This is a genomic window from Alteraurantiacibacter aquimixticola (assembly GCF_004965515.1).
Classification (GTDB): domain Bacteria; phylum Pseudomonadota; class Alphaproteobacteria; order Sphingomonadales; family Sphingomonadaceae; genus Alteraurantiacibacter; species Alteraurantiacibacter aquimixticola.
In genome coordinates this window covers 425,385-448,415 of record NZ_SSHH01000003.1, presented here as the reverse complement: position 1 = coordinate 448,415, position 23,031 = coordinate 425,385, and the positions used below count along the sequence as shown (strand labels likewise).

Annotated in this window: 15 protein-coding genes and 1 tRNA gene; 6 read left to right on the top strand and 10 right to left on the bottom strand. The window is 63.3% G+C overall.

The features are described 5' to 3' along the window. Nucleotides 1-37 precede the first annotated feature (37 nt). Both E5222_RS13030 and E5222_RS13025 read right to left on the bottom strand, forming a co-directional pair. The gene (locus E5222_RS13030; RefSeq protein WP_246021766.1) at nt 38-916 is read right to left on the bottom strand and encodes a MipA/OmpV family protein; all 879 of its coding nucleotides are present in this window, start codon (nt 914-916) and stop codon (nt 38-40) included. A 37-nt stretch (nt 917-953) separates the two neighbouring features. After that, nucleotides 954-1,550 (bottom strand): DUF2585 family protein, encoded by a 597-nt coding sequence (locus tag E5222_RS13025; RefSeq protein ID WP_136694207.1) that lies wholly within the window; start codon nt 1,548-1,550, stop codon nt 954-956. Between the two features lie 150 nt (nt 1,551-1,700). Between E5222_RS13025 and crtY the strand changes: the two genes are divergently transcribed. The 4 genes from crtY to E5222_RS13005 are packed head-to-tail and all read left to right on the top strand — an operon-like array spanning nt 1,701 to nt 6,106. After that, the gene (crtY, locus tag E5222_RS13020; RefSeq protein WP_136694206.1) at nt 1,701-2,918 is read left to right on the top strand and encodes a lycopene beta-cyclase CrtY; all 1,218 of its coding nucleotides are present in this window, start codon (nt 1,701-1,703) and stop codon (nt 2,916-2,918) included. Next, nucleotides 2,915-4,411: a phytoene desaturase gene (locus E5222_RS13015; RefSeq protein WP_136694205.1), complete on the top strand. Its 1,497-nt coding sequence runs from the start codon at nt 2,915-2,917 to the stop codon at nt 4,409-4,411. Before crtY ends, E5222_RS13015 begins: the two co-directional genes overlap by 4 nt. 10 nt (nt 4,412-4,421) lie before the next feature. Further along, complete coding sequence (locus E5222_RS13010) at nt 4,422-5,015, top strand: LOG family protein (RefSeq protein WP_136694204.1); 594 nt, start codon at nt 4,422-4,424, stop codon at nt 5,013-5,015. Nucleotides 5,016-5,047: 32 nt separating this feature from the next. Continuing rightward, on the top strand, nt 5,048-6,106 hold the full coding sequence (locus tag E5222_RS13005; protein WP_246021776.1) for a phytoene/squalene synthase family protein: 1,059 nt from the start codon (nt 5,048-5,050) through the stop codon (nt 6,104-6,106). Nucleotides 6,107-6,109: 3 nt separating this feature from the next. Here the strand turns inward: E5222_RS13005 and glpD are convergent, their stop codons facing one another. After that, the gene (glpD, locus tag E5222_RS13000; protein ID WP_136694202.1) at nt 6,110-7,591 is read right to left on the bottom strand and encodes a glycerol-3-phosphate dehydrogenase; all 1,482 of its coding nucleotides are present in this window, start codon (nt 7,589-7,591) and stop codon (nt 6,110-6,112) included. Next, entirely contained in the window at nt 7,588-8,847 is a 1,260-nt protein-coding gene (locus E5222_RS12995; RefSeq protein ID WP_136694201.1) for a multidrug effflux MFS transporter, read from the bottom strand. The genes glpD and E5222_RS12995 overlap by 4 nt, the downstream gene beginning before the upstream one ends. A 94-nt stretch (nt 8,848-8,941) precedes the next feature. Here E5222_RS12995 and dinB point away from each other — a divergent pair, with 94 nt between their 5' ends. Then, the gene (gene dinB, locus E5222_RS12990) at nt 8,942-10,069 is read left to right on the top strand and encodes a DNA polymerase IV (protein WP_136694200.1); all 1,128 of its coding nucleotides are present in this window, start codon (nt 8,942-8,944) and stop codon (nt 10,067-10,069) included. Here dinB and E5222_RS12985 read toward each other — a convergent pair. From E5222_RS12985 to E5222_RS12970, 4 genes are all read right to left on the bottom strand, one after another. Then, complete coding sequence (locus E5222_RS12985; RefSeq protein WP_136694199.1) at nt 10,066-10,527, bottom strand: NUDIX hydrolase; 462 nt, start codon at nt 10,525-10,527, stop codon at nt 10,066-10,068. The two genes, dinB and E5222_RS12985, sit on opposite strands and share 4 nt — an antisense overlap. After that, entirely contained in the window at nt 10,515-11,135 is a 621-nt protein-coding gene (locus tag E5222_RS12980) for a 6-phosphogluconolactonase (protein ID WP_136694198.1), read from the bottom strand. Before E5222_RS12980 ends, E5222_RS12985 begins: the two co-directional genes overlap by 13 nt. A gap of 114 nt (nt 11,136-11,249) precedes the next feature. Then, a complete protein-coding gene (locus E5222_RS12975) occupies nt 11,250-11,711 on the bottom strand; it encodes a Dps family protein (RefSeq protein ID WP_136694197.1) in 462 nt (153 codons plus the stop codon). Nucleotides 11,712-11,815: 104 nt separating this feature from the next. After that, nucleotides 11,816-12,382, bottom strand: a complete 567-nt coding sequence (locus tag E5222_RS12970; protein WP_136694196.1) for a hypothetical protein — start codon at nt 12,380-12,382, stop codon at nt 11,816-11,818. A 426-nt stretch (nt 12,383-12,808) separates the two neighbouring features. On the opposite strand from E5222_RS12970, the gene E5222_RS12965 reads away from it, so the two are divergent. Continuing rightward, nucleotides 12,809-15,457: a G8 domain-containing protein gene (locus tag E5222_RS12965; RefSeq protein ID WP_169053590.1), complete on the top strand. Its 2,649-nt coding sequence runs from the start codon at nt 12,809-12,811 to the stop codon at nt 15,455-15,457. A gap of 236 nt (nt 15,458-15,693) precedes the next feature. Here E5222_RS12965 and E5222_RS12960 read toward each other — a convergent pair whose 3' ends face one another. Together E5222_RS12960 and E5222_RS12955 are read right to left on the bottom strand one after the other, a co-directional pair. Further along, nucleotides 15,694-22,230 (bottom strand): hypothetical protein, encoded by a 6,537-nt coding sequence (locus E5222_RS12960; protein ID WP_136694194.1) that lies wholly within the window; start codon nt 22,228-22,230, stop codon nt 15,694-15,696. Nucleotides 22,231-22,906: 676 nt separating this feature from the next. After that, nucleotides 22,907-22,980 (bottom strand) — tRNA-Gly (locus tag E5222_RS12955). Between the last annotated feature and the right edge of the window lie 51 nt (nt 22,981-23,031).

Sequence of the window (23,031 nt, the reverse complement as noted above, 5' to 3'; positions counted from 1 at the left end):
GGTGATCCGCCGCCCTTCTTGTGACCTTTCGGAAGGCTCAGAAAGTGTAGCCGACGCCCAGCACGCCCAGGAACTGGTTCGCGCTGCCGCGCACGCTGGTGAAGGGCGTGTCCTTCGCATCGCCCAGCAGGCGCGAATAGCCGCCGATCGCGATCAGCGCCCAGCCGCCATTGGCGAGGTTACCGTCGAGGTCCACGCCGACAAGCAGCGTCGTGCCAACACTGGTGAAACCGCCGCCATCGGGCGTGTAGACGGGCAGCTCGCCACCCGTCACAAGGCTCTGCGCCGGGGTGACGGTATAGTAGTAGTCGTGAAAATCGCTGTCGCCGTAGGAAGCCGAGACAGTCAGCGACCCGGCCACACCTTCGCTGACGGGCGTGAAATAGGCGATGGAGGGATCGACCACCATGCCATCATGCGCGCCGGCAATGTCCCAGCGCACATCCGTGGTCAGCGTCAGGCTGTCATAGGGATTGAGCACCTGCGCAAAGCTGACGCCAGCCGTGGGACCGATCTCGAAAGCGCGGTCGAGCTTGCCGAGGCTCTTCACCACCGGATCGGAAATCTGCATCGCCCGGTCGCTACGCAGCCTTGCGGCGATGCCGAGATCGAAGCCCGGGCCGTCCTCCGGGTCCTGCAAGAAGTCCAGCGCCAGGCCCGCCGGACGCGGATTGATGTCCACGCCCTTCAGCGATCCCTGTACGATCGGCAGCGGGGTGACAACATAGTCGTTCGATCCCGAATAGGACGGGTTCAGCGCCACGCCCACGCCCACGCTCAGATAGTCGCCCGAAAAGACGGTATCGGCATAGGGATCGGCGGAAGTTGCGGTGTCGCCCTCCTCATCCTGTGCGACGGCAGGTGCGGCAAGCGCGATGGCGGAAGCAGCGGCAAGCGCCGCGATTGTCTTTCTCATGCTGGTCAAACTCATGGTTGCCCCACGAGTTCCGCATCTATCCGCCAGCCTGCCATGCCGCAACAGAATCGATGGGATAGAGCAGCATCAGCACGTTGAGTGTGAGGTTGTCGCGGATAACCGCCAGCGCCAGCAGCTCCAGGAACACACCCAGCGCCACGCTCGCCCACCAAGGCAGGCGCAGGGCGATGAGGAAGCCGAGCGTCATCCAGCCGATATCGGCTGCGGAATTGACGATGGAATCGCCTGAATAGCCCCAGCTGATCGTCACTTCGCGATAGCGGTTGATGACCATCGGCGTGTTCTCGGAGATTTCCCATGCGGCCTCGACGAATACCGCGATCGGCAGCGCCCAGCGCGAGGGCCTGCCGCCGAAGAGCTTCCACTTGCGCCACAGCAGCCAGGCAACACCCGCCATGATCAACCCGTGGGTGAAATGGCTGGGCGCATACCAGTCCGTGATGTGCTGGCTGTTTTCCGAGGATTCGACCACGCCGTGCCACAGCTTGATGCTGCCGCATTCGCACAGGGGCGGACGATCCATGGCGAACAGGATTGCAATGGCGACAAGGAAAAGCACAAGCGAGACCTTCCACGCCTTCTTGTGCGGCCAAAGCTTTGCCCCCTGCTTCATCGCGTATCGCCCCTTCGATCCTGCCGCATGTGTTTCGGCTCACGCGCTCGATAGCAAGAAGAGTTGAAGCAATTGCCCACCGAATTCGCAGCCCCCACCCTGCCCTGAAGTCCGGTTGCGCGGGGCGGGCCATGCGCTAAGGCTTGGGTCATGAACGCGCGCACTTGCGACATTGCGATTATCGGCGGCGGCCTGTCGGGCGGCCTGATCGCGCTGGCGCTGGCGCGGCACCGGCCCGAACTGACCTTGCGCCTGGTCGAGGCGGGCGAGGCGCTGGGCGGCAATCATCGCTGGAGCTGGTTTTCGAGCGACTTGTCGGAGGATGGCAAGACGCTGCTTTCCACCGTTCGCACGGCGCATTGGGGAAAGGGCAACCGCGTCGCCTTTCCCGCCTATCAGCGGCAACTCACCGCATCCTACAACTCCATGTCGAGCAGCAACCTTTCCGCGGCGCTCCACCGCGAACTGCCCGAGGAAGCAATCCTGCTGCGACGCAAGGCGAGCACAGTCGATGCCGCGGGCGTGACGCTGGAGGATGGCACGCGCATCACCGCGCGCACGGTGATCGATGCGCGGGGGATGGCTGGCAGCGAGTATCTCCACGGCGGCTGGCAGGTCTTCATGGGCCGCCACCTGCGCACCGCCGAGCCGCATGGCATCGAACATCCGGTGATCATGGACGCGACGGTCGACCAGCTGGCACCGGCGGGCGATGGCGGCGCCTATCGCTTCGTCTACATCCTGCCGCTGGGCGCGCATGACCTCTTCGTGGAGGACACCTATTACGCCGACGATCCGGCGCTCGACCGCAGCCTGCTGTCCGGCCGGATCGACCAATATTGCAGCCGCGTGGGTATTTCCGGGGAGCCGCTGGGCTTCGAGACGGGCGTGCTGCCCGTCGTCACTGGCGGCAATTTCGCCGCCTTCCAGGAGGAGCAGCGGATTCCCGGCGTCGCCATGGTCGGCGCGCGCGGCGGCTTCGTGCATCCGCTGACCAGCTACACGCTGCCTTTCGCGGTGGAGATCGCCCTGGCGGTGGCCGAGGATGCGGACCTTCCGGGCGAGCAGCTTTCCGCCAAGCTGGAAGCGCGCGCCCGCGCCCATTGGCGGCGCATGGGTTTCTACCGCAAGCTCGGCAACATGCTGTTCGGCGCGGCCGAGCCTTCGCAGCGCTTCCGCATCTTCGAACGCTTCTATCGCCTGCCCGAGGGACTGATCGAGCGCTTCTATGCAGGCCGCTCCACCTTCGCGGACAAGGCGCGCATCCTCATCGGCAAGCCACCCGTCCCCATTTCCCGTGCGCTCTCCGCGCTCTCCAGCGCGCGCCCCGCGCTGCAAGTTCCCCCCTCAGAAAGCGATTCCAAATGACCAGTGCAGAAAGCCGCAAGGCGTGTGTGATCGGTGCCGGTTTTGGCGGGCTCGCCCTCGCCATCCGCCTGCAAAGCGCAGGCATCGCCACCACAGTGGTGGAGGGCCGCGACAAGCCGGGCGGGCGCGCCTATTTCTGGCAGAAGGACGGCTTTACCTTCGATGCCGGGCCCACCGTGGTCACCGATCCCGATTGCCTGCGCGAGCTGTGGGAGCTGACCGGCCACGACATGGCCGAGGATGTCGAGCTGATGAAGGTCATGCCCTTCTACCGGCTCAACTGGCCGGACGGGACCAATTTCGATTATTCGAATGACGATCAGCAGCTGAGGAAGGAGATCGAGAAACTCGATCCCGCCGATGTCGCCGGATACGACGATTTCCTCGAATATTCGGCGGGCGTCTACGAGGAAGGCTATGTGAAGCTCGGCACCGTGCCCTTCCTCGATTTCAAGTCCATGCTGAAGGCCGCCCCGGCGCTCGCCAAGCACCAGGCCTGGCGCAGCGTCTATTCCATGGTCAGCAAATATATCCGCAGCGAAAAGCTGCGTGAGGCATTGAGCTTCCACACGCTGCTGGTCGGCGGCAATCCGATGAAGACGAGCAGCATCTATGCCCTGATCCACAAGCTGGAGAAGGATGGCGGCGTGTGGTGGACGCGCGGTGGCACCAACCGCCTGATCGCCGGCATGGTCCGCCATTTCGAGCGGCTGGGCGGCAAGGTCATCCTCGGCGATGCGGTGGAACAGGTGGAAACCTCCGGCAAGCGTGCCACTGCCGTGCGCACGAAAAGCGGCTGGTCCGACACATTCGATGCCGTGGCCAGCAATGCCGATATCATGCACTCCTATCGCGACCTGCTGGGAGGGAGCCATCGCGGCAAGGCCTATGCGAAGAGCCTGTCGCGCAAGAGCTTCTCTCCCTCGCTCTTCGTCGTCCATTTCGGGATTGAGGGGACATGGCCCGGCATCCCGCATCACATGATCCTGTTCGGCCCGCGCTATAAGGGCCTGCTGGAGGACATATACGATCGCGGCGTGCTGCCGGAGGACTTCTCGATCTACCTCCACCACCCGACCGTGACCGATCCGGGTATGGCGCCGGAGGGCAAGAGCACCTTCTACGCGCTCGTCCCCGTCGCCCATCTCGGCAAGCTCAATGTCGACTGGAGCATTGTCGGCCCGCAGTTGGAGAAGCGCATTCTCGACGAGGTCGGGCGGCGGCTGATTCCCGATATCCATGACCGGATCGTGACCAGCTTCCACTACACCCCGCGCGACTTCAGCCACGATCTCAACGCGCATCTGGGCAGCGCCTTCAGCCTTGAGCCGGTGCTGACGCAAAGCGCATGGTTCCGCGGCCACAACCGCGACGACGTGATCGAGAACTTCTACCTGACGGGGGCCGGAACGCATCCCGGAGCGGGGATTCCCGGCGTTGTTGGCAGTGCAAAGGCCACGGCAGGGCTTATGATTGCCGATTTGTCGCGCTAAGGGACAGGGCATGACAGCCCCGTTCAACCGCATCGCCGTCTATTGCGGCTCAGCCACGCCCGCCGATCCGGGCTATATCGACCTCGCCCGCAAGGTGGGCGATGCACTCGCGCGCAAGGGAATCGGCGTGGTCTATGGCGGCGGCAAGGTCGGGCTGATGGGCGCAGTGGCCGATGGCGCGCTGGAAGCTGGCGGTGAAGTGATCGGCGTCATTCCGGATGCGCTGGAGGGGCACGAGCTTTCGCACAAGGGCTGCACCGAGCTGCATGTCGTCGACACGATGCATGAGCGCAAACAGATGTTTACCGATCTTTCGGACGGTTTCGTTACCCTGCCGGGCGGCGTGGGAACGATGGACGAATTGTGGGAAGCGGTCAGCTGGGCACAGCTGGGCTATCACAGCAGTCCGGTGGGCCTGCTCAACGCTTTCGGCTTCTATGACGGATTGCTGGAATTCAATCGCAAGATGGCGGAAGTCGGCTTTGTGCGCGAACCCCATCGTGGCATTATCATCGATGCCGAAACGATAGAGGATCTGCTGGACAAGATGGCTACCGCCGAACCGATCAAGACCGTCCTGCAGATCCGCAGCGAGGATCTGTGAAGAGGCCACGCACGCTGATCCCATCGCGCCACTTGCGCGAAACGCCGCGCCAGTCGGGCGGCGGGCGTCCGCGTGCATCGCTGATCAGCAAGGCGCGCGAATCGATCGAGGAAGGTTCGAAGAGCTTCACCGCCGCTTCCATGCTGTTCGATGAGGACACGCGTGACCGGGCCCACCTGCTCTATGCCTGGTGCCGGCGCTGCGACGATATTGCCGACGGGCAGGACCATGGCGGCACGCTGACGCTCGACGATAGCGATCCGAAGGACCGGGTGGAGGCGATCCGCATCCTCACCCACCGCGCGCTGGAAGGCCATCCGACGGCCGATATCGCCTTCGACGCGCTGGGCCTCGTCGCTGCCGAATGCCGCCTGACGAAGGAAATGGCGGATGACGTGATCGATGGGTTCGCGCTCGATGCCGCGGGATGGCGGCCGCGCACCGAGGGCGAGCTGATGCGCTATTGCTTTCACGTCGCAGGGGCGGTGGGCGTGATGATGGCGCGGATAATGGGCGTACCGGCGGACGATCACGATACGCTGGATCGCGCCTGCGACCTCGGCCTTGCCTTCCAGCTCAACAATATCGCCCGCGACATCTGGGAGGATGACGCGGCGGGCCGCTGCTACATTCCAGAGGAGTGGCTGGCGGAAGCCGACATTCCGCCCGGCCAGCACATGAAACCGATGTTCCGCCCGCAGCTGGTGAAGCTCGCCGCGCGGCTGGTCGACCTTGCCGAACAGCATGAGGCCGCCGCCCGCCTCGGCGCAGCGCGGCTGCGCTTCCGCGACCGCTGGGCGGTGCTCTCCGCCGCTCACATCTACGGTGCGATCGGGCGCGAGGTCCGCGAGCGCGGCGAGGCGGCATGGGACCACCGTGTCCATACGACGACGGGTGAGAAACTGCGCTACCTGTGGCTCGGCCTGCGGGACGCGATGCGCGATCCCGAACCGGTCGACCCGATGCCGCGCTGGACGCGCGGCGAACTGATGGTGATGGCGCGGATGGAGGCGCCGCCTGCGCCGATGCCGACCACGCCCCTGCGTGATGAGGAAGTGCGCCCGGCCACGCCCAAACCGCAGCCGGAATAGCGGTCAGCCGCCCATGAAGGCAGCGAGCGCGGCCTCCTCAAGCTCGATCAGATGCAGCCCCAGCTTGCTGCGGCGCCACAGCACGTCCTCGGCAGTGACGGCCCATTCCTGCTCGCGCAGGTAATTGACCTCGGCTTCGCTCAGCCCGGCGCCGAAATTGCGGCCCAGGTCTTCCCAGCTCTTTGCATCGTCCAGCCAGCCGATCGCATCGAGGCCATAGGCGCGGGCAATGCGCGTCGCATCGCGCTTCGACAGGAAGGGATATTCCTTCAGCAATTCGCCCACCAGCAAGCCCTGCGCATCGCGCGGGAAATCGCCGCCGGGCAGGTGCTCCTTCGCGGTCCAGCGCTTTCCGGTCAGCACATCGGGCATGCGCTTGGCGAGCATGTCCACCACTTCCTCCGCCACATGGCGATAGGAGGTGATCTTGCCGCCATAGATGCCGAGGAAAGGCGCGCCGTCCTCCTCATCGCTCAGCACGAGCCGGTATCCGCGCGTCGCCGCCTCGGGCCGGTCGGCGCCGAAATCGACCAATGCGCGCACGCCAGCATAGGACCAGACGACATCGTCGGGCGTGACGTTCTTCGTGAAATAGCGGTTCACCGCATCGCACAGGTAACGCACCTCGTCCTCGTCCGGCTCCACGCTGTCGAGCGATCCGGGATGTTCGGCATCGGTCGTGCCGATCAGCGTGTAATCGTCCTCATAGGGAATGGCGAAACAGATGCGCGTATCCGGCTGTTGCAGGATATAGGCGAAATCGTGCTGGAACAGGCGCGGCACCACGATATGCGATCCGCGCACGCGGCGAATGCCGTATTTGGGCGTCAGGCCTGCGAGCTTGGCAAGGTCGTCCACCGCAGGGCCCGCGGCGTTCACCACCGCCTTGCCCTTGAAGGTCTTGCGCCCGGCGCGCACGTTCCACAGATCGCCCTCGCGAGAGAGTGAGGTGACCTTGGTGCGCGTCAGCACCTCGGCCCCGTGGCGCGTGGCGTCCCGCGCGTTCAGCACCACCAGCCGCGCATCGTCTACCCAGCCGTCAGAATATTCGAAACCGCCGCTGCACTCGCCTTTCAGCGCGCGGCCCGCCGGATGCTCGTCCAGGTCGATCGCATCGCTGCCCGGCAGCGTGCCCTTGCCGCCGATATGGTCATAGAGGAACAGGCCTGCGCGCAGCTTCCAATGCGCGCGCATGGCCTTGTTGACGGGCAGCACGAAGCGCATCGGGCGTACGATATGCGGGGCGATCTCCCACAAGGTCTCACGCTCGCCCAGCGCCTCGCGCACCAAGCCGAATTCCATATATTCGAGATAGCGCAAGCCGCCATGGACCAGCTTGGTGGACTTGCTGGAAGTGCCGCTGGCGAGATCATGCGCTTCGAGCAGCAGCACCTTCGCCCCGCGCCCGGCGGCATCGCGCGCCACGCCCGCCCCGTTCACCCCGCCGCCGATAACAATCAGGTCGTACGGGGAAGATGCGGTCACGGGACGATACGCTCCTTGGGCGGTTTCACATTGAGGCGGCGGAACAGCCGCCCTTCCTCGCTATAAAGCACGAAACACAACGCCAGGGTAGAACAGATCAGCAGCGCCCAGGCAAAGGGACGCGCGGTTCCGTCATAGAGCTGGCCGATCAGCAGGCCGACCATGGCCGCGCCGAACATGCGGAAGAAACTCTGCACACTGGAGGCAGCGCCCGCAATATGCGCGAAAGGCTGCATGGCGATGCTGCCGAAATTGGCGCCGAGGAAGCCGAGCAGGCCGAGATTGATGGCCGTCAGCGGCACGAACCAGCTGATGTCGCCGGGATGGTAATAGCTCGCCCAGACCTGCAGCGCGCTGACCACGATGAACACCAGCACGCCTGTATGCGACACGCGCCGCGCGCCGAAGCGCATGACGATGCGCGAATTGGTGATGTTGGCGAAAGCCATCATCGCCGCCGTGCTGCCGAAGACGATCGGGAACGCAGCCTCGCTGACACCGAAGTGCTCCGAATAGAGCTGCTGCGCGATGTTCACATAGGCGAAGACCCCGCCCATCACCAGCAGCGTGCCGAGCACATAGCCGATCGACTGCCGGTTCAGCAGCGCATCCTTCATATTGCGCGCGATGACGGGGAGGATGATCTCCTGCCGATGCTCGTCACGCAGCGTTTCGGGCAGACGGAAATAGACCCAGCAAGCCGCCAGCCCGCCCACCGCCGCAAGCGCCACGAAGATCCAGCGCCAGCCCGCCACCAGCAGCACGGCCTGCCCGAAGCTGGGGGCGATCACCGGCACGGTGATGAAGACGGCGGCCACCACGCTCATCAGCCGGGCCATCTTGTCCCCTTCATAGAGGTCGCGCACGATCGCCATCGGCGCGACCATCAGCCCGGCGCTGAGCAAGCCGCCCAAGGCGCGGGCCACCAGCACCAGGTTGAACTGGTGCAGCACGGCCACCAGCAGCGAGAAGCCGGCATAGCAGGCGAGCGAGAACAGCAGGATCGGCCGCCTGCCATAGCGATCGGCATAGGATCCGGGGATCAGGCAGCCCATCCCCATGGTGATCGAATAGATTGCCACCACCAGCTGGCGGCGATTGCCATCGGTCGCGCCCAGTTCGCGCGCCATATCGTCCAGCGCGGGGAGCATGGCGTCGATCGACAACGCATTGAGGCTCATCAGCAATGCCAGCAGCACGATCAGCTCGCGCTTGCCCATCGGCATGGAATCAAGGGGTTCGGCCACGGTCGACATGCAGGGCCTCTAACCGCTATGTTGCGTTGCGAAAAGCCACTTTGTTGATTGTGTCCGGTTTGCGGTGCTGCCTCGCGCCCACTAGATTGCGACCATGTCCGAAGGCAAAACCGACAGCGATGAGGAAGAAGCGGCAATCGGCCTCCGCAAGATCATCCATGTCGACATGGATGCCTTCTTCGCCAGCGTGGAGCAGCGCGACCATCCCGAATTGCGCGGCAAGCCAGTGGCCGTGGGCGGCAGCAGCGGGCGCGGCGTGGTGGCGGCGGCGAGTTACGAGGCGCGCAAGTTCGGCGTGAGGAGCGCCATGCCCTCGGTCACCGCCAAGCGCAAATGCCCCGACCTGATCTTCGTGAAGCACCGGTTCGAGGTCTATCGCGAGGTCTCCAACCAGATCCGCGAGATCTTCCTCCACTACACCCCGCATGTCGAACCGCTGAGCCTGGACGAGGCCTATCTCGACGTGACCGAGGATATTCGCGGCATCGGTTCCGCCACGCGCATTGCCGAGCTGATCCGCACGGCGATCCGCGAGCAGACGCAGCTGACCGCCAGTGCGGGCGTGTCCTACAACAAATTCCTCGCCAAGCTCGCCAGCGACCAGAACAAGCCCGACGGGATCTGTGTGATCCGCCCGGGCCAAGGCGCGGCCTTCGTCCAGTCGCTGCCCGTGCGGCGCTTCCACGGCATCGGCCCCAAGGGCGCGGAGAAGATGGCGCGGCTGGGCATAGAGACCGGTGCGGACCTGGCGGCGAAGGATGCCGACTACCTGCGCCAGCATTTCGGCAGTTTCGGAGACTATCTCTACCGCGCGGCGCGGGGGATCGACCTGAGAGCGGTGCGTGCAAACCGTATCCGCAAGTCGATCGGCGGAGAGCGGACTTTCAGCGACGATATCTCCGATACCGATGCCCTGCGCGACACGCTGGAACGGATCATCGCCATCGTATGGGACCGGATCGCCGAGAAGGACGCACGCGGGCGTACGGTGACATTGAAGCTCAAATATACCGATTTCCAGCTGACCACCCGCGCCCGTTCCTTGCCGCAGCCGGTCGCCGACCGGCAGACCTTCGCCCGCCTCGCCCGCGAGATATTGGAGGACGAGTTGCCGCTGCCCATGCCGATCCGGCTGATGGGCCTGACGCTGAGCAATCTCGAACGCGAGGACGACGCGGAGGAAGAACGCCCGCGCGACGATGCGCAGCTCTCGCTGCTCTAGCGCTCCAGCATGGCCAGCCGCCGCGCGACCGGCTTGGCGAGATTGTCCGGCAGCGCATGGCGGTGGAAGAAGGCAGCCTCCACCACTTCGCGCCGGTCGGGGCGTGGCGTACCCTCGATCCGGCCAGCCAGGACATGCGCGAAGTGACGTGTGCCGTGAAGCGTCTCATCCAGCATGCCCAGATGCCGCGCTTCGGCGAGCGAGCAGGACAGTTCCTCCTGCAACTCGCGCATCGACGCCTGCAGCGGATCCTCGCCCCTCTTCAGCCCGCCACCGGGCAGCGCCCAGACCGGCGGGCCATAAGAATGGCGCACCAGCAGCACGCGCTCCTCGGCATCGAAGGCGATGATCGAACAACCGTGAATTTCGCGGCGGGACAGCGACAACCAGACGCTGCGCAGGCGGTAGGCCGCGCGATAGGCGGACCGGTGCAAGGGCGCGGGGATCAGGTGAAGCATGTCACCGGCGCGCGCGCGGCCTTGAGCAGGCGCGCCACGGGCAAGTCATGCTCGCCCGCGATGGCGGCATCGAACACTGCGCGCTTGTCCCCCCCGCGAATGACGAACATCAGCGCGTCGCAATCGACCAGCGCCGGGATGGTGAGCGAAATACGGTCGAAGGGCGCCTCGGGCGGCAGCGGATCGGGGGTCAGGCGGATGACTGGCTTGGTCGCCGCAGGATCGGGATCGGTATTGGGAAACAGGCTGGCAATATGCCCGTCCGCCCCCATGCCCAGCCAGCTGACCGCGAAATGCGGCGGCTCCGCGCCTTCGGCCAGCGGCACGATGCGCGCGCCTGCGGGCTCCAGCAGCGCGCGGATGCGGCCGGTATTGCTGGCCTCGTGATCCTCAGGAACCAGCCGGTCATCCCCCGGCCACACGGCGATGCGCGACCAGTCGAGCGGAGAGCGGCACAGCTCCTCCAGGATCGGGAACGGCGTGGAGCCACCCGGCAGGGTAATGGCGATGTCGCCATCCGCCTCGGAAAGGGCCGCGGAGAGGCGCTGTTCAAGCCAGCGGGCGATATCCTGTGCGGAGGCGTCTTCGATGAATTCAGGCGTGCTCATGTCCCTCCCCCTAAAGCAAAGGCCGCCGGGACGCGATGGTCTCCGGCGGCCTTCTTTTACCGCGTCCCTTCGAGGGATGGGGGGAGGTGGGACGCGGCGGGGGATTTCACCCGGTCAGTGGAGCAGGCTGGAGAGGAACCACACGCGCTCCTCGGCCATGTCGGTCCAGTCGTCGATCAGGCCGTCAGTGGCATTGTCGCCAGCCTTGTCGGCATGCTCCTTCAGCTCCTTCAGTCGCTTGACCATGGCAGCATTGTCGTCGCGCAGTTCGGCGACCATCTTCTCCGCGGGAAGTTCCGCATCGTCCTCGTCGGCAATCTGCGTCGCCTTGGCGACCGAGCCGATCGAGGTGAGCGTCTTCGCGCCGTTCTTGCGCACACGCTCGCCGATCGCGTCGATCTGGCCCTGTATCTCAATGGCCTGTTCGTCGAACAGCAGGTGCAGGTCGCGGAAGCGCGGGCCGGTCACGTGCCAGTGGAAGTTCTTGGTCTTGAAATAGAGCGCCAAATGGTCGGCCAGCAGGCCGTTCAGTCCATCGATCAGCGCGGATTTCGAATTATCGCCGGTATCGGCCATGTCATATCCCCTTTGATCTTGCGTTTGCATTTGCCTGATCAACGGGACGGGCAGCGCTTTGTTTCGCGCAAATGGCCGATGCACGTGATCGATAAAATCGATCTTTAAATGATCTGTCGCGCAGATAGGTCGATCAGGACCGCAGCGAGCGCGAGCAATGCGGCCATGGCGAGGGTCATTGCCCGGCGATGAGGAAGTCCGGCTTCCAGCCTGTCACCCGCGATCACGGCAATGCTCAACGCCGCGCCGCTGCCCAGCGTACCGCCCACAGCCGCCAGCACCGCATTTCCCGTCTGCAGGCTCAGCGCCATCAGCAGGAAACGCGCCGCATCGGTCGCCTGAGCCGCCAGCAGCACCAGCAGGATCGCACCGAGGGAGAAGGTGGGTTCACTGGGCCTGGGCCCCGCGCGCAAGATCACCAGCTCCAGCGCGGCGACGAACATGGCGATCGCGACGAACATCTGCTTGCCCGCCGGAGGCATCACCGGCGCCAGCAACAGCCCCAGCCACGCGGCCAACGCGGAGGTGGCCGCAGACGCAATCCACACCGCCACATGCAGCCCCGCCCCTCCCCCGCCCAGCGCCCCGGACAACCGCGCCATGCGCAGCATGTCACGCCCGGCCAAGGTGACCAGCAGGCAGGTGATGAAGGACAGGAAGAAGGCGGGCATGCCCCGCCTATAGACAGAAGGCTGGAGCGGGTGAAGGGGATCCAATCCACATTACAACCCACCTGAAAGCGGCAGAAAACCTAGGGTTTCCGACTGTGCGGAAGCTGCGTAACCAGCCATGTGAGAAGGTCAACACCCCTTCAATTCGTGTCTCGACCGAACACGTTCGGTGGTCAGCTTCATCGCTCAAGTCCACCAGCCTCGATGCGAGCCCACGCATCTTGCACCAGCTTTCCGGTCCGCTAGCCAGAGAAACTGATATCAGGCAACCACGCTATCGCCGCCTGAAACTCGGAAAAGGCCTTGGATTGGCGTGTAGCTTGTGCACTTGGCAAACCGGCTTCCTCGCGGCAAACTCCAGTCCAATAACAATTGCGGGACAGTGAACTCGCTGGAGGGGAAATCACCATGCACTTGCAGCCTTGCTTGCTCAAATCTGCCCTGTTTTTGTCGATCGCAACCCTTCTGGGCGTAACTTCGGGCGCGAACGCCCAGTCGCTCTGGTCCGAAGCATCCACATGGCCGAGCGGGCAGGTGCCTACCGCGGGCGATGCGGTGGAAATCACCCGCGATATGGATGTGGTGCTGGACGTCGATGCGCCGGGGCTTCGCAGTCTGACCATTCAGGGCAGCCTGACCTTTTCTGATGAGCGTGACATCAGCCTTGAGAGCGAGTGGATCTACGTGCCGGGCGGTTCGCTGACTATTGGCACGGCGGACAAGCCGCACAGCAGCAAGGCCACCATCACCCTCACTGACAATGTGACGGGAGAAGACATCAATACGATGGGCGATCGCGGCATCATGCTGATGCGCGGCACCCTGAACCTCCACGGCACGCGTGACCATACGTGGAGCAAGCTTTCCGCCACCGCGGAACGCGGCGCAACCAGCATCCAGCTACTCGACGCCTCTGGCTGGCAGGTGGGTGACGAAATCGTGCTCGCCTCCACCGACTTCAATCCGCGCCAGGCAGAGCGCCGCACGATCACCGAGGTCAATGGCAACACCGTCACCATCGACCAGCCGCTGCAACATATGCACTTCGGCGAGATCACTTTCGGCGTGGACGAGCGCGGCGAAGTTGCCAACCTCACCCGCAATATCGTGATACAGGCCTCCGAGGATGCCGAAGAGACTTACTTCGGCGGCCACATCATGGCGATGGCCGGATCGAAAGCCTATGTCGACGGCGTCGAGCTGAACCGCATGGGCCAGCATCTGGTGCTGGCGCGTTATCCGATGCACTTCCACATACTGGGCGAAGGGCAGGGCATGTATGTCCGCAACGCCTCCATCCATGACACTTACAACCGCTGCGTGACCGTGCACGGCACCCACAACCTGCGCATCGAGAACAACGTAACCTACAACACCGTAGGCCACTGCTTCTTCATGGAAGACGGGATCGAAACCGGCAACGCGTTCATCCGGAACCTGGCGATCCAGACCAAGTGCCATCCGACACTGGACTGCGTGCCCACGAATCTCGCCGCCAATGGAGAAATAGACACCCGGTTCGAGGATTTTGCGGCTGCCAGGCAAGCCAGCTTCCACGGCGGGAACACATTGCTGCCTTCCGACAACACGGTGGCGTCCTTCTGGATCACCAACCCGGACAACAGCTACATAGACAATGTGGCGGCCGGCTCCGACCAAGTCGGTTTCTGGCTCTCTATACCGCAACACCCCAATGGCGCCTTTCTGGGTACGGAAATTTCCGCCAACACCTGGCCACGCCGTACGCCGCTGCGCGCATTCAGCGGCAACACAGCGCACTCCAACTTCGACGGGTTCCTGATCGACCGGCACATCGACCAGGACAATACCTTCGGGTTGGCCTCGATTCCGTTGCTGCCTTTGACAGATCCCACCGATCTGGAGAGCGAAGTGATGGAGACGCACTTCGAGAACCTGACCGCTTACAAGAACCGCAATGGCGGTCTCTGGGGCCGGGGGGACCTGTACGTGTACAGCAACGCGAAATTCGCCGACAACGCCATCGGCATGACGCAGGCCGCAGGGGACATCGGCAGCCTGCCCTTCAGTTCACGTCTGGTGGACGCACTGGTCGTGGGCGAGACCGACAATATCGGCAATCCCGCGACGCCGGAGGAAGTGGCCTACGGACGCAGCCTGCCCAAGCCCTCCATCCCGGACTTCCCCATCCGCGGCTACGAATATTACGATTACCGCGACGATGTGGTGAACACGACATTCGTGAATTTCGAGGACAACGATCAGAGGAAGACAGGCGCGCTATCCTTCCTGCTGTTCACCAGCGCGGGGCTCAGCACCGGAAGCACCATCAGCGGTGCCGAGTTCGTCAACGCCAAGCCGGTCTATTTCCCGGAATACGATTCAAGGTTCGACAACGACAACCGCGGCGGCAACGCATATCGCACGCTGTCCTTCCGCGACCTGGACGGATCGGTGACCGGCATCCCCAATTCCCAGGTCCTGCTGCACGACGGCGAAAATGACAGCGTCGCCACCGACGACAGCTGCGAGATTCGTCCTAGCTGGAACGCTTCCGTGTGCACGGGCGATATCGGTCGCCTCAATCTCTCGGACAGCAGGGGAGAACTTCCCGCCGCAGTCGATCTGGAATCCCGCACCGCCCGGTTCGCCCTGCTCTCCTCGCTCGGCCCCAATGCGCCGGACACGCCCCTCGTCCAGGCCCAGCGTGCCGCCCTGTTCTCCCGCCGTCCTCCGCAAGCGCCCATCGCGCTTGTTCGGGGCGGCAAGGAATTCAAGATCAGCGGCGATCAGAGCACCGTGCGTGCCGGAAGCGAGATCCAGGTTCAGACCGAAAGGCCGCAAGTCACTCTCAGCCTCGCCGAAATGGACGAGGGCTCTTGGGTCATGTTCGAACTGCCGGGTTTCACCGGTGCAGCATCGGGAACGCGGCAGGACAGCATGGAGGCTCTGCGCCAGGCGAACGAGACGTCCTATTTCAGGGGCGAGGATACCCTCTGGGTCAAACTGGTGGCCGATGCTCCGGTCATGGAGGTCATTCGTCCAACGGATCTGCAAGCAAGCATAACGGTCAGCAGGGAGGGACTCGGCGGCTGACGCCCACACCGGCAACGCGCCCCATTATCGCCGGTAGGGTCATGCCGGTCGTATCCAGAAAGCGGTCGGCCGAAGGGACGGTCGGCTGCCTAAGCAGGTCAAACTTCCGTGCGTTCCGGACAAGCCCATCGTGTTCCAAGTCATCCGACCGCGCACGGCCTGGGAATACGTTTTCAGCCAAGTCCTGCGATGACGGAGCGATCCGCTGACTGCAGCGGATCGCTCCGTCCCTGGGCTCAGTAGGAAATCCGGCCGCCCAGAACCAGCGACAGTCCGTTATTGTCTCCGGGATTGTCGAGGCCCGCCGCATAGCTCACTTCGCCATAGAGCGAAGCGCGCCCGTTGCCGAAGCCATGCCGGACTCCCAGTCCCGCCTCGGCGAACCAATCCTCGGTCTGCGTGGCAACCGGGGATTCGGCGACGAAGGCGGTGATCTCGCCCGCCAGTTCCCGATCGACCATGGCAATCCCGTAGAGGCTGAGGCCCTGCGCGGCTGCCGAGTTCCACGCGGCGGTCACGCCAAGGCCGACCGTCAGGCTTTCGGCGCTGTCGAGCGTGGTGCTGAGGCCGCCCCCACTGGTGAAGCCATCATAGGTAACCTCATTGTAGGTGACGTGGCCCTGGGGCGTGAGGGTCCAGCCCGAATCCGCCAGCATGATCCGCTTGCCGATTTCGATACCCCCTGAATAGCCGTTGCCATCGGTGCTGCTTTCGAATCCGGCCGAGTCCACGGTGCTTTCGAAGATGGTGTACTGGAACTGCCCGTCGACATAGAGGCCCGAACGGCCGAACCATGTGGCTGAAACGCCTGTCGAAACCGCGTCGGTGTCGATCGAGGCCGACCCGGTTTGCGAGCCGATCGAGGTATCTGCGGAGCTGTAGGACATGCTCGCCCCGACGACGAGCTGGCCGGCATCTGTATCGGCAAGGCTGAAGTTCAGACCGCCGCGCATGCGATACTCATCCATTTCGCCCTGATAGGCAGTCCCGGAAGTGGATGGCGAGAAATCCGCGCTGGTCGTGTCCGTGATGAGCCAGATCCCCCGCATCTCGCCGAACTCCCCGGCATCGCCGACCAACGACAGTCCCGATCTTTGCCTGAGGCTGGGCAGATCGCTCTGGAGCAGCAACGAGTGCGCAAGGGCTTCGAGCCCCACCACTTCACCCACGAAACCGCCATAGGCACCGAGGATGAAATCCGAGCCGATCTGGGCAATGTCGTAGTTATAGGCGCCGAAAACCAGCGGGGTTGCCAATGTGAACGCATCGGCCGCCGCAGTGCCGGTGACCGAAGCGATAACGATGTCATTGCCGCTGACCTCGCCGGTCGAGACATCATTGACGAAAATGGCGGTCGACCCGCCAGTCACATCGCCATCGACCACCAGGCGGTCGGCGCTGTCGCCGGCGAAATCGACATCGATCAGCATCTCGCCGCCGCCAGTATAGGTTCCGTTCACGCTGGCGATATCGCCAGTGGTCGCAGCGGCAGCCGACAGGTTGATCATGCCGGCGTTAGACAATCCGTTCCCGAAGGTCAGGTTGCCGCTGTGCACAAGGATCATCCCGGTCTCGGCATTGGTGAACAGCCCGCCGAACCGGGCCGCATCCGCCCCGGTGCCGTCACCGAAGAAGGAGAACGTGCCGGCATTGGTCATCGCGCCGCTGATCGCGCCGTAAAGGTTGATCGTGCTGCCCGTTTCGTTGGTGAAGGTCGCAGCATCCAAGGAGCCGTCTCGTTCGATCTCGATGAGGCCGCCCGACAGGTTCGTCAGTGTGCCGTTCACGGTGAAGGCATCCACCCCGCCCGCATCATCGCCCACGACCAGGGTGCCGCCGTTCCGGACCGTTCCGTCGGCCACCGAAGCGCCGGTCACCGAGAAGAGGCCAGCATTCTCCACCACGCTGCCCGCGGCAAAAGTACCGCCTGCAAGCGCGATCCGGCCGGTCTCTTCGTTGGTGATCTCGCCGGAGGCCGTGCCGCTCACGATCAGGGTCGCATAGTCGCTATTGATCAGCCCGGCATCGGGTGCAATGCCGAAAATGGCCACATCACCGGATGCCACCCTCATCTCGGCCGTCGCGCCGCTATTCGTCGTGCCGCCGGTGATCGTTCCGTTCAGGTTGACGAGCCCGCCATTGTTGGTGAGCGAGCCGTCGATCGTTCCGGTGCCCGGTCCGCCAGTGATGGCAAGCAGACCCCTGATTGCAGCGGTGCCAGAACCGCCAGTCGCCAGGTCAAACGACCCGTCCGGACCGTTGATGACGTCGCCTGTAAAGGTCACATCGGGGTCGATCCGCGCATCGCCGGCTGTGTTCCAGATGATACCGGATGAGTCCCCGGCAATCTCGATCACACCGCCATTGTTTTCGACGCCATCGTTGAACGTACCGCCATTCACGAGGAAAACGCCGCCGCTATTGACCGCGCCTGTGCCGGAAATCGAGCCAGCGCCATCCAACGACAAAAGCCCGCCATTGACTGCGAAGCCACCCTGCATCTGACCGGTATTCGCCAGTTCTCCGCCATTGACGATGGCCGCACCGGTCAATGTGCCTGTATTGAGCAGCAGCCCGGCGTTCGATGTCGCCGTGCCATTGATCGTGCCGTCATTCTGAAGGAACGCATCCGCAACCCCGCCGCTATTGGTGGTGGCGACATTGCCGTTCACGATGCTGCCCGAGGCGATTGTGACACTGCCGTCGTCGCTTGTCAGAGCACCCGAGGCGATGGTGATTTCACCCTCCACGGATGAGGAGCCGCCGGTTGCGAGAATGCCCGCGCCAAACGTGCCGCCATTCGCGGTGAAGGTGCCGCCCGAAACCGTGACCAGACCTGTCACGCCGCTGCCAGCATTGGTGGTCGCCGTCCCGCCGCCAAGATCGAGCGTGCCGTTGATCGTGCCAACCACCTCGGTGGTGCCCGAGTAATTGGCCACGTCACCCGTCAGTGTCTGGCCCGTGTTGATCAAAACCGTGCCGCCAGTAGGCGCGCCGCCACCCGCCGTGCCGTTCTGCACATTGCCGGAGGAGTTTGCGATCACCGTGTACTGGCCGGTCCCGGTGACCAGCGCCGTGCCGTTCATGCTCCCGCCATTGGCCAGGAACGTGCCATCCGCGACCGTCACGTCACCGGCAATGGACCCATCGGCATCGTTCGAGAATGTACCACCGTCCACCTCGACAGCCCCGCCGCCGACGATGCTACCGGTGTTGAAAAAGGTCCCGGCATCCGCGTAGACAGTACCGTTGACCGTGCCGCTATTCGATCCGGTCGTCGCGCCTGTTGCCATGGTGACGTTACCGGTCAACACGCCGGTATCGGTGACGTCCACCACCGATCCTTCGACAAGGATATCCGCACCAACCGTGCCGGCGATGTTCAGATTGCCGGCCTGGCCGACGATCCCTCCGGAAAAATTGCCGCCATTGGCGTTGATCGTGCCGCCCGTCTGGGTGGTGACAAGCTGAATATCCGCGCCGGTTTCAGTCACCAGGGTGCCTGCGGAAACGGTCACCCCCTCTGCATCGGCATCGCCGGGATCTTCGACGATCGCACCGGCGACGGTCACCGTGTTACCGGTGACATTCAGCGAGCCAGTCAGCGTGCCGCCATTCTCGAGACCGGTTGCGCCGTTGCTATGCGTCAGGTCGCCCGTCAGATTGCCCCCGTTTGCGATCGTGACAATGCCACCATCATTGGTGATATCGCCAGAGGCAGCGCCATCGACGACGATATCCCCGTCGACCAGGGCGATTGCACCGGCGTCGAGGCTGCCGCCACTCAGCACCAGTTCGCCCCTGTCCGTCGGGCCTGTGCCGGTGACAGTGACCGCGCCGGTGACATTCCCGGCACCCTGGTTGAATGTCCCGCCATTGACCTGAACCGTCCCGGCAATGGTGCCTTCATTGGTCAGGGTGCCGTCATTGTTCACCACGTCATCAGTCAGGGTGATGCCCGAAAGGACGTTGATGTCGGATCCGTCATTGGTCAGGTCCAGCGCCTGAGACACGGTCACATTCACCGTACCGCCCTGAGCGATCACGCCGCCGCCGAACGACCCGCCGGCAGCATTCAGCGTGCCGCCTTGCACAATCGTGATACCGGTGATGAAGCCGGTGTTGGTGTTCGTAACCGTCCCGCCATTGACCTGAACCGTCCCGGCAACGGTACCGTCATTGGTCAGGACACCGTCATTGTTGACCAGGTCATCGGTGAGGGTGACGCCCGAAAGGATGTTGACGTCGGATCCCTCATTGATCAGGTCCAGGTTCTGAGACACGGTCACATTCACCGTACCGCCCTGAGCGATCACGCCGCCGCCGCCAAAGAACCCGCCGGCAGCATTCAAAGTACCGCTCAGGACCGTCGTTTCGTCGTCGATAGCGCCGCCCGCATTGTTCGTAAGCGTCCCGCCATCGATCGTGACCGCGTTCGTGATGTTCCCGTCATTGTCGATCAGGCCGCCCGTCAGAATGGTCCCGTCGGCATCGGTCAGGGTTCCATCAAATTGGATCGTCGTCGTCCCGCCGCTCTGCACCAGATCGGTTTGCAGCGTGGTACCGAAACTCACGTCGATATCGCCACCGGTGATCGTCGTCGTCCCGACACCAGTGTTCCCATCGACATTGAACGTCCCGGTCCCGCTGATCGCGACATCACCGCCAAAGGTTCCGCCGCTGGCGGTCAGCGTGCCGCCGGTGACACTGATCAGGCCGCTGATCGTCCCGCCGCCGTTGTTCTGCACCTCGCCGCCCGCGATATTCACCGCGTCATCGATCAGGCCTTCGTTCTGGATCACACCGCCCGAGACCATCACCGTCCCATCAGTGTCATCCAGCACGCCGCCTGTCGCAATGGTGGTGGTGCCGCCGGCCTGAACGAAATTCGTGGTCAGGGTGACCCCGCCGCCGTCAATTGCGACGACGCCGCCATTGTTGGTCACATTGTCTGCCGCTGCATCGGCATTGACGTTGAAGGTGCCGTCATTGACGACGACATCGCCAAACGTGCCGCCATCGCCATTGAGCGTACCGCCCGTCGAGGGATTGCCGTCGTCGTCATCCAGCGTCACCGTGCCGGTCACATCGCTGGCAATGTAGTTGTTGAAGATACCCCCGGCGCCGTTGATGAGCACGTCGCCCGCGACCGTGCCGGACGGGGTTCCGGAAACGTCCCCGTTGTTGAAGGTGCCGCTCGTCACCGTAACGGTGCCGGTCACCGTCCCGTCATTGTTCGTCGTGCCACCCGCCATCGACAGCGTCGTCGTCAGGCTCCAGCCCGACAGGATATCGATGTCACCCGCATTCATGGTGACCGAGCTTGCGACGGTGTCGTCAAATATAGTCATCGCGCCGCCATTCACGGTGACAGCGCCAAACGTCCCCCCGCTCGCGTACAAGGTGCCATTGTCCACCGTCACCGCTCCGCTGACGGAGCTGCCTTGGTTGTTGTTGAAGGTCGCAAAGGCCCCGTTGAGCCACACGGCCCCGCCAACGCTGCCGGTGGTAAAGCCCGATGCCTCGCCGTTGTTGAACTCCCCGTCCTCCAGATAGACATTGCCGGAGACCGTACCGAAATTGTCGAAGGTGCCGTTCGTCGTCATCGAGACGCCGCCCATCGTGCTGCCGGTAAGCTCTACGAGGCCACCCCCGGTAATGGCGATGGTCCCGGTCATCGTGCTGTTGCCCGACAGGACCAGTTGTTCCGAGCCGCTAAAATCCAGCACGCCGCTTCCGGAGATCACGCCCGAGATCTCGCGGTCTGTCCCGTCACCGAAGGTCAGGGTGTTGGCATTCAAATTGATGTTACCGGAGCCAAAAATCGCGCCGATCGTCTCGTCACTGCCTGTCAGCTCGAGTGTGCCGCTATTGTCGATAATGGCGGTGTCCGACAGCGCATTGTTGCCGCCTCCATCCACATTCAATGTCGCGCCTGAAGCGATGGTGATCGCATCCGCATTGTTCAGGCCACCTGTCGCACTGATGACAAGTTCACCACCATCGACATTCACGGGACCAGACAGTGTGCTTTGTCCATTCAGGGTAAAAGTGGTCGCAAAAGCCTTCAGTAACTCACCCGTTCCAGCCAATACAAAATCCGACTCTCCAGTGCCAAGTCTTGTGATGGTACTGACCGTGAAAGTTCCGTTGTTGAAGCTGCTGCTCCCAGCCGAGAGGGTCAGCCCCTGAACATTCAAATCCGCACCGCCCATATCCAAGTGAATACTTGTGAAAGCACTCTGTGCCGATACTTGAGTGACTCCGGTCACGGTACCCCCGCCCGCGAAGGTCAAGCGACCATCGGCGAGATTCAACGCGCCATTGATCGCAAGGTCTCCCGACAGGATCAGTTCACCTTCGCCGCTCTTTACCAAACCGGTGGCAGAGGTGATGTCGCTGCCGATGTTCGCCACGCCGGTCTCGACCGTTATGCCAGTGTTCGGCGATACGAAATTGACCGTTCCCCCAGTGACAGCATAGCCGTCAGTCTGGAACGTAAGGCCGCCAACGTCCTGGGTTCCTGACACTGTTACCGTACCAGCGGTCCCGCCAAACACCGCGACATCGCCGCCGTTCCAGGCCTCGTTCGTTGTGCCGCCATCCGAGGTCCAGTTCGCCGTCGCAGCGTCCCAGGTCCCCGACCCGCCTTCGACCGTACCGTTCGCCGTTGCCCCGGCCCCGTCCCATTCCAGCGACTGGGCAAACGCCCCCGCCGGCGTGATGGCGGTCGCCAACAGCGCCGCCGCGATGCTGGGAGCATAGCTCGCCACAACACCCCTGAATTTCGTCGGACGCCCCCCGCGCAGCACGCACGTCATGGTCAGATTAGCAGGTTGATTCCCCATAATTTCCCCCTTTGAAATGCCGAAAAATCTGCTCCGGCGGCGCGGTACCGGCAGCTAAACGCCGGCCGCACTAAAGCTGAATGCAAAGATTGCGGCTGGTCCCCGGCCAAACCGAACGATTGATCGCCTTGCGGCCGGGCAGAGCATGTTGCCCTCCCGCCTGCACAGGCTGCGCGATTGGCAAGGAGGCGCGCCCCGCCAACCGTAAACCCGGCCGCGCCAGAACAGCTGCTACCGGACTTCCTTTTCATCATTGGGACTCGCAACATTCGAATGCAGGCATCTGATTAGGACACCGTCAGCTTCCACCGTGTTGCCCGGACTCAAACCCTTAAGGTCAGGGTTAGAACATTTTAGTAAAGTCGATCTTATCGCCACAGGTCTTTGAACAATTATTCTAAACCGGCATTCCGACACTCTGTCAATTCCGCCTTCCGGCTCACGCTCATCGGCGTAACGAACAGGATCAGCGTCTTCCGCAGCAGCGACACCTCACGCTCGGCCCTGGCCGATCTGTGGGACGCAGTGTGAGAAGCTGTGGGTGAAGCTATGCGCACTACCGCCTACGGAATGGCGGTTTTCTGCGGCTAGTTCAGGATTGTGGAGCGGGTGAAGGGAATCGAACCCTCGTCGTCAGCTTGGGAAGCTGCTGCTCTACCATTGAGCTACACCCGCATTTCAACGACTTATCGAACTTGAAACGCCATTCCTGGATTGCCTCGTCGA

What these genes read in the sequence shown, in the direction of transcription:
- E5222_RS12970 (WP_136694196.1), bottom strand. Translation starts at nt 12,382, where the DNA reads ATGCCCGCCTTCTTCCTGTCCTTCATCACCTGCCTGCTGGTCACCTTG.
- E5222_RS13030 (WP_246021766.1), bottom strand. Translation starts at nt 916, where the DNA reads ATGAGAAAGACAATCGCGGCGCTTGCCGCTGCTTCCGCCATCGCGCTT.
- E5222_RS12995 (WP_136694201.1), bottom strand. Translation starts at nt 8,847, where the DNA reads ATGTCGACCGTGGCCGAACCCCTTGATTCCATGCCGATGGGCAAGCGC.
- E5222_RS12975 (WP_136694197.1), bottom strand. Translation starts at nt 11,711, where the DNA reads ATGGCCGATACCGGCGATAATTCGAAATCCGCGCTGATCGATGGACTG.
- E5222_RS12980 (WP_136694198.1), bottom strand. Translation starts at nt 11,135, where the DNA reads ATGAGCACGCCTGAATTCATCGAAGACGCCTCCGCACAGGATATCGCC.
- E5222_RS12985 (WP_136694199.1), bottom strand. Translation starts at nt 10,527, where the DNA reads ATGCTTCACCTGATCCCCGCGCCCTTGCACCGGTCCGCCTATCGCGCG.
- crtY (WP_136694206.1), top strand. Translation starts at nt 1,701, where the DNA reads ATGAACGCGCGCACTTGCGACATTGCGATTATCGGCGGCGGCCTGTCG.
- dinB (WP_136694200.1), top strand. Translation starts at nt 8,942, where the DNA reads ATGTCCGAAGGCAAAACCGACAGCGATGAGGAAGAAGCGGCAATCGGC.
- E5222_RS13025 (WP_136694207.1), bottom strand. Translation starts at nt 1,550, where the DNA reads ATGAAGCAGGGGGCAAAGCTTTGGCCGCACAAGAAGGCGTGGAAGGTC.
- E5222_RS13010 (WP_136694204.1), top strand. Translation starts at nt 4,422, where the DNA reads ATGACAGCCCCGTTCAACCGCATCGCCGTCTATTGCGGCTCAGCCACG.
- E5222_RS13015 (WP_136694205.1), top strand. Translation starts at nt 2,915, where the DNA reads ATGACCAGTGCAGAAAGCCGCAAGGCGTGTGTGATCGGTGCCGGTTTT.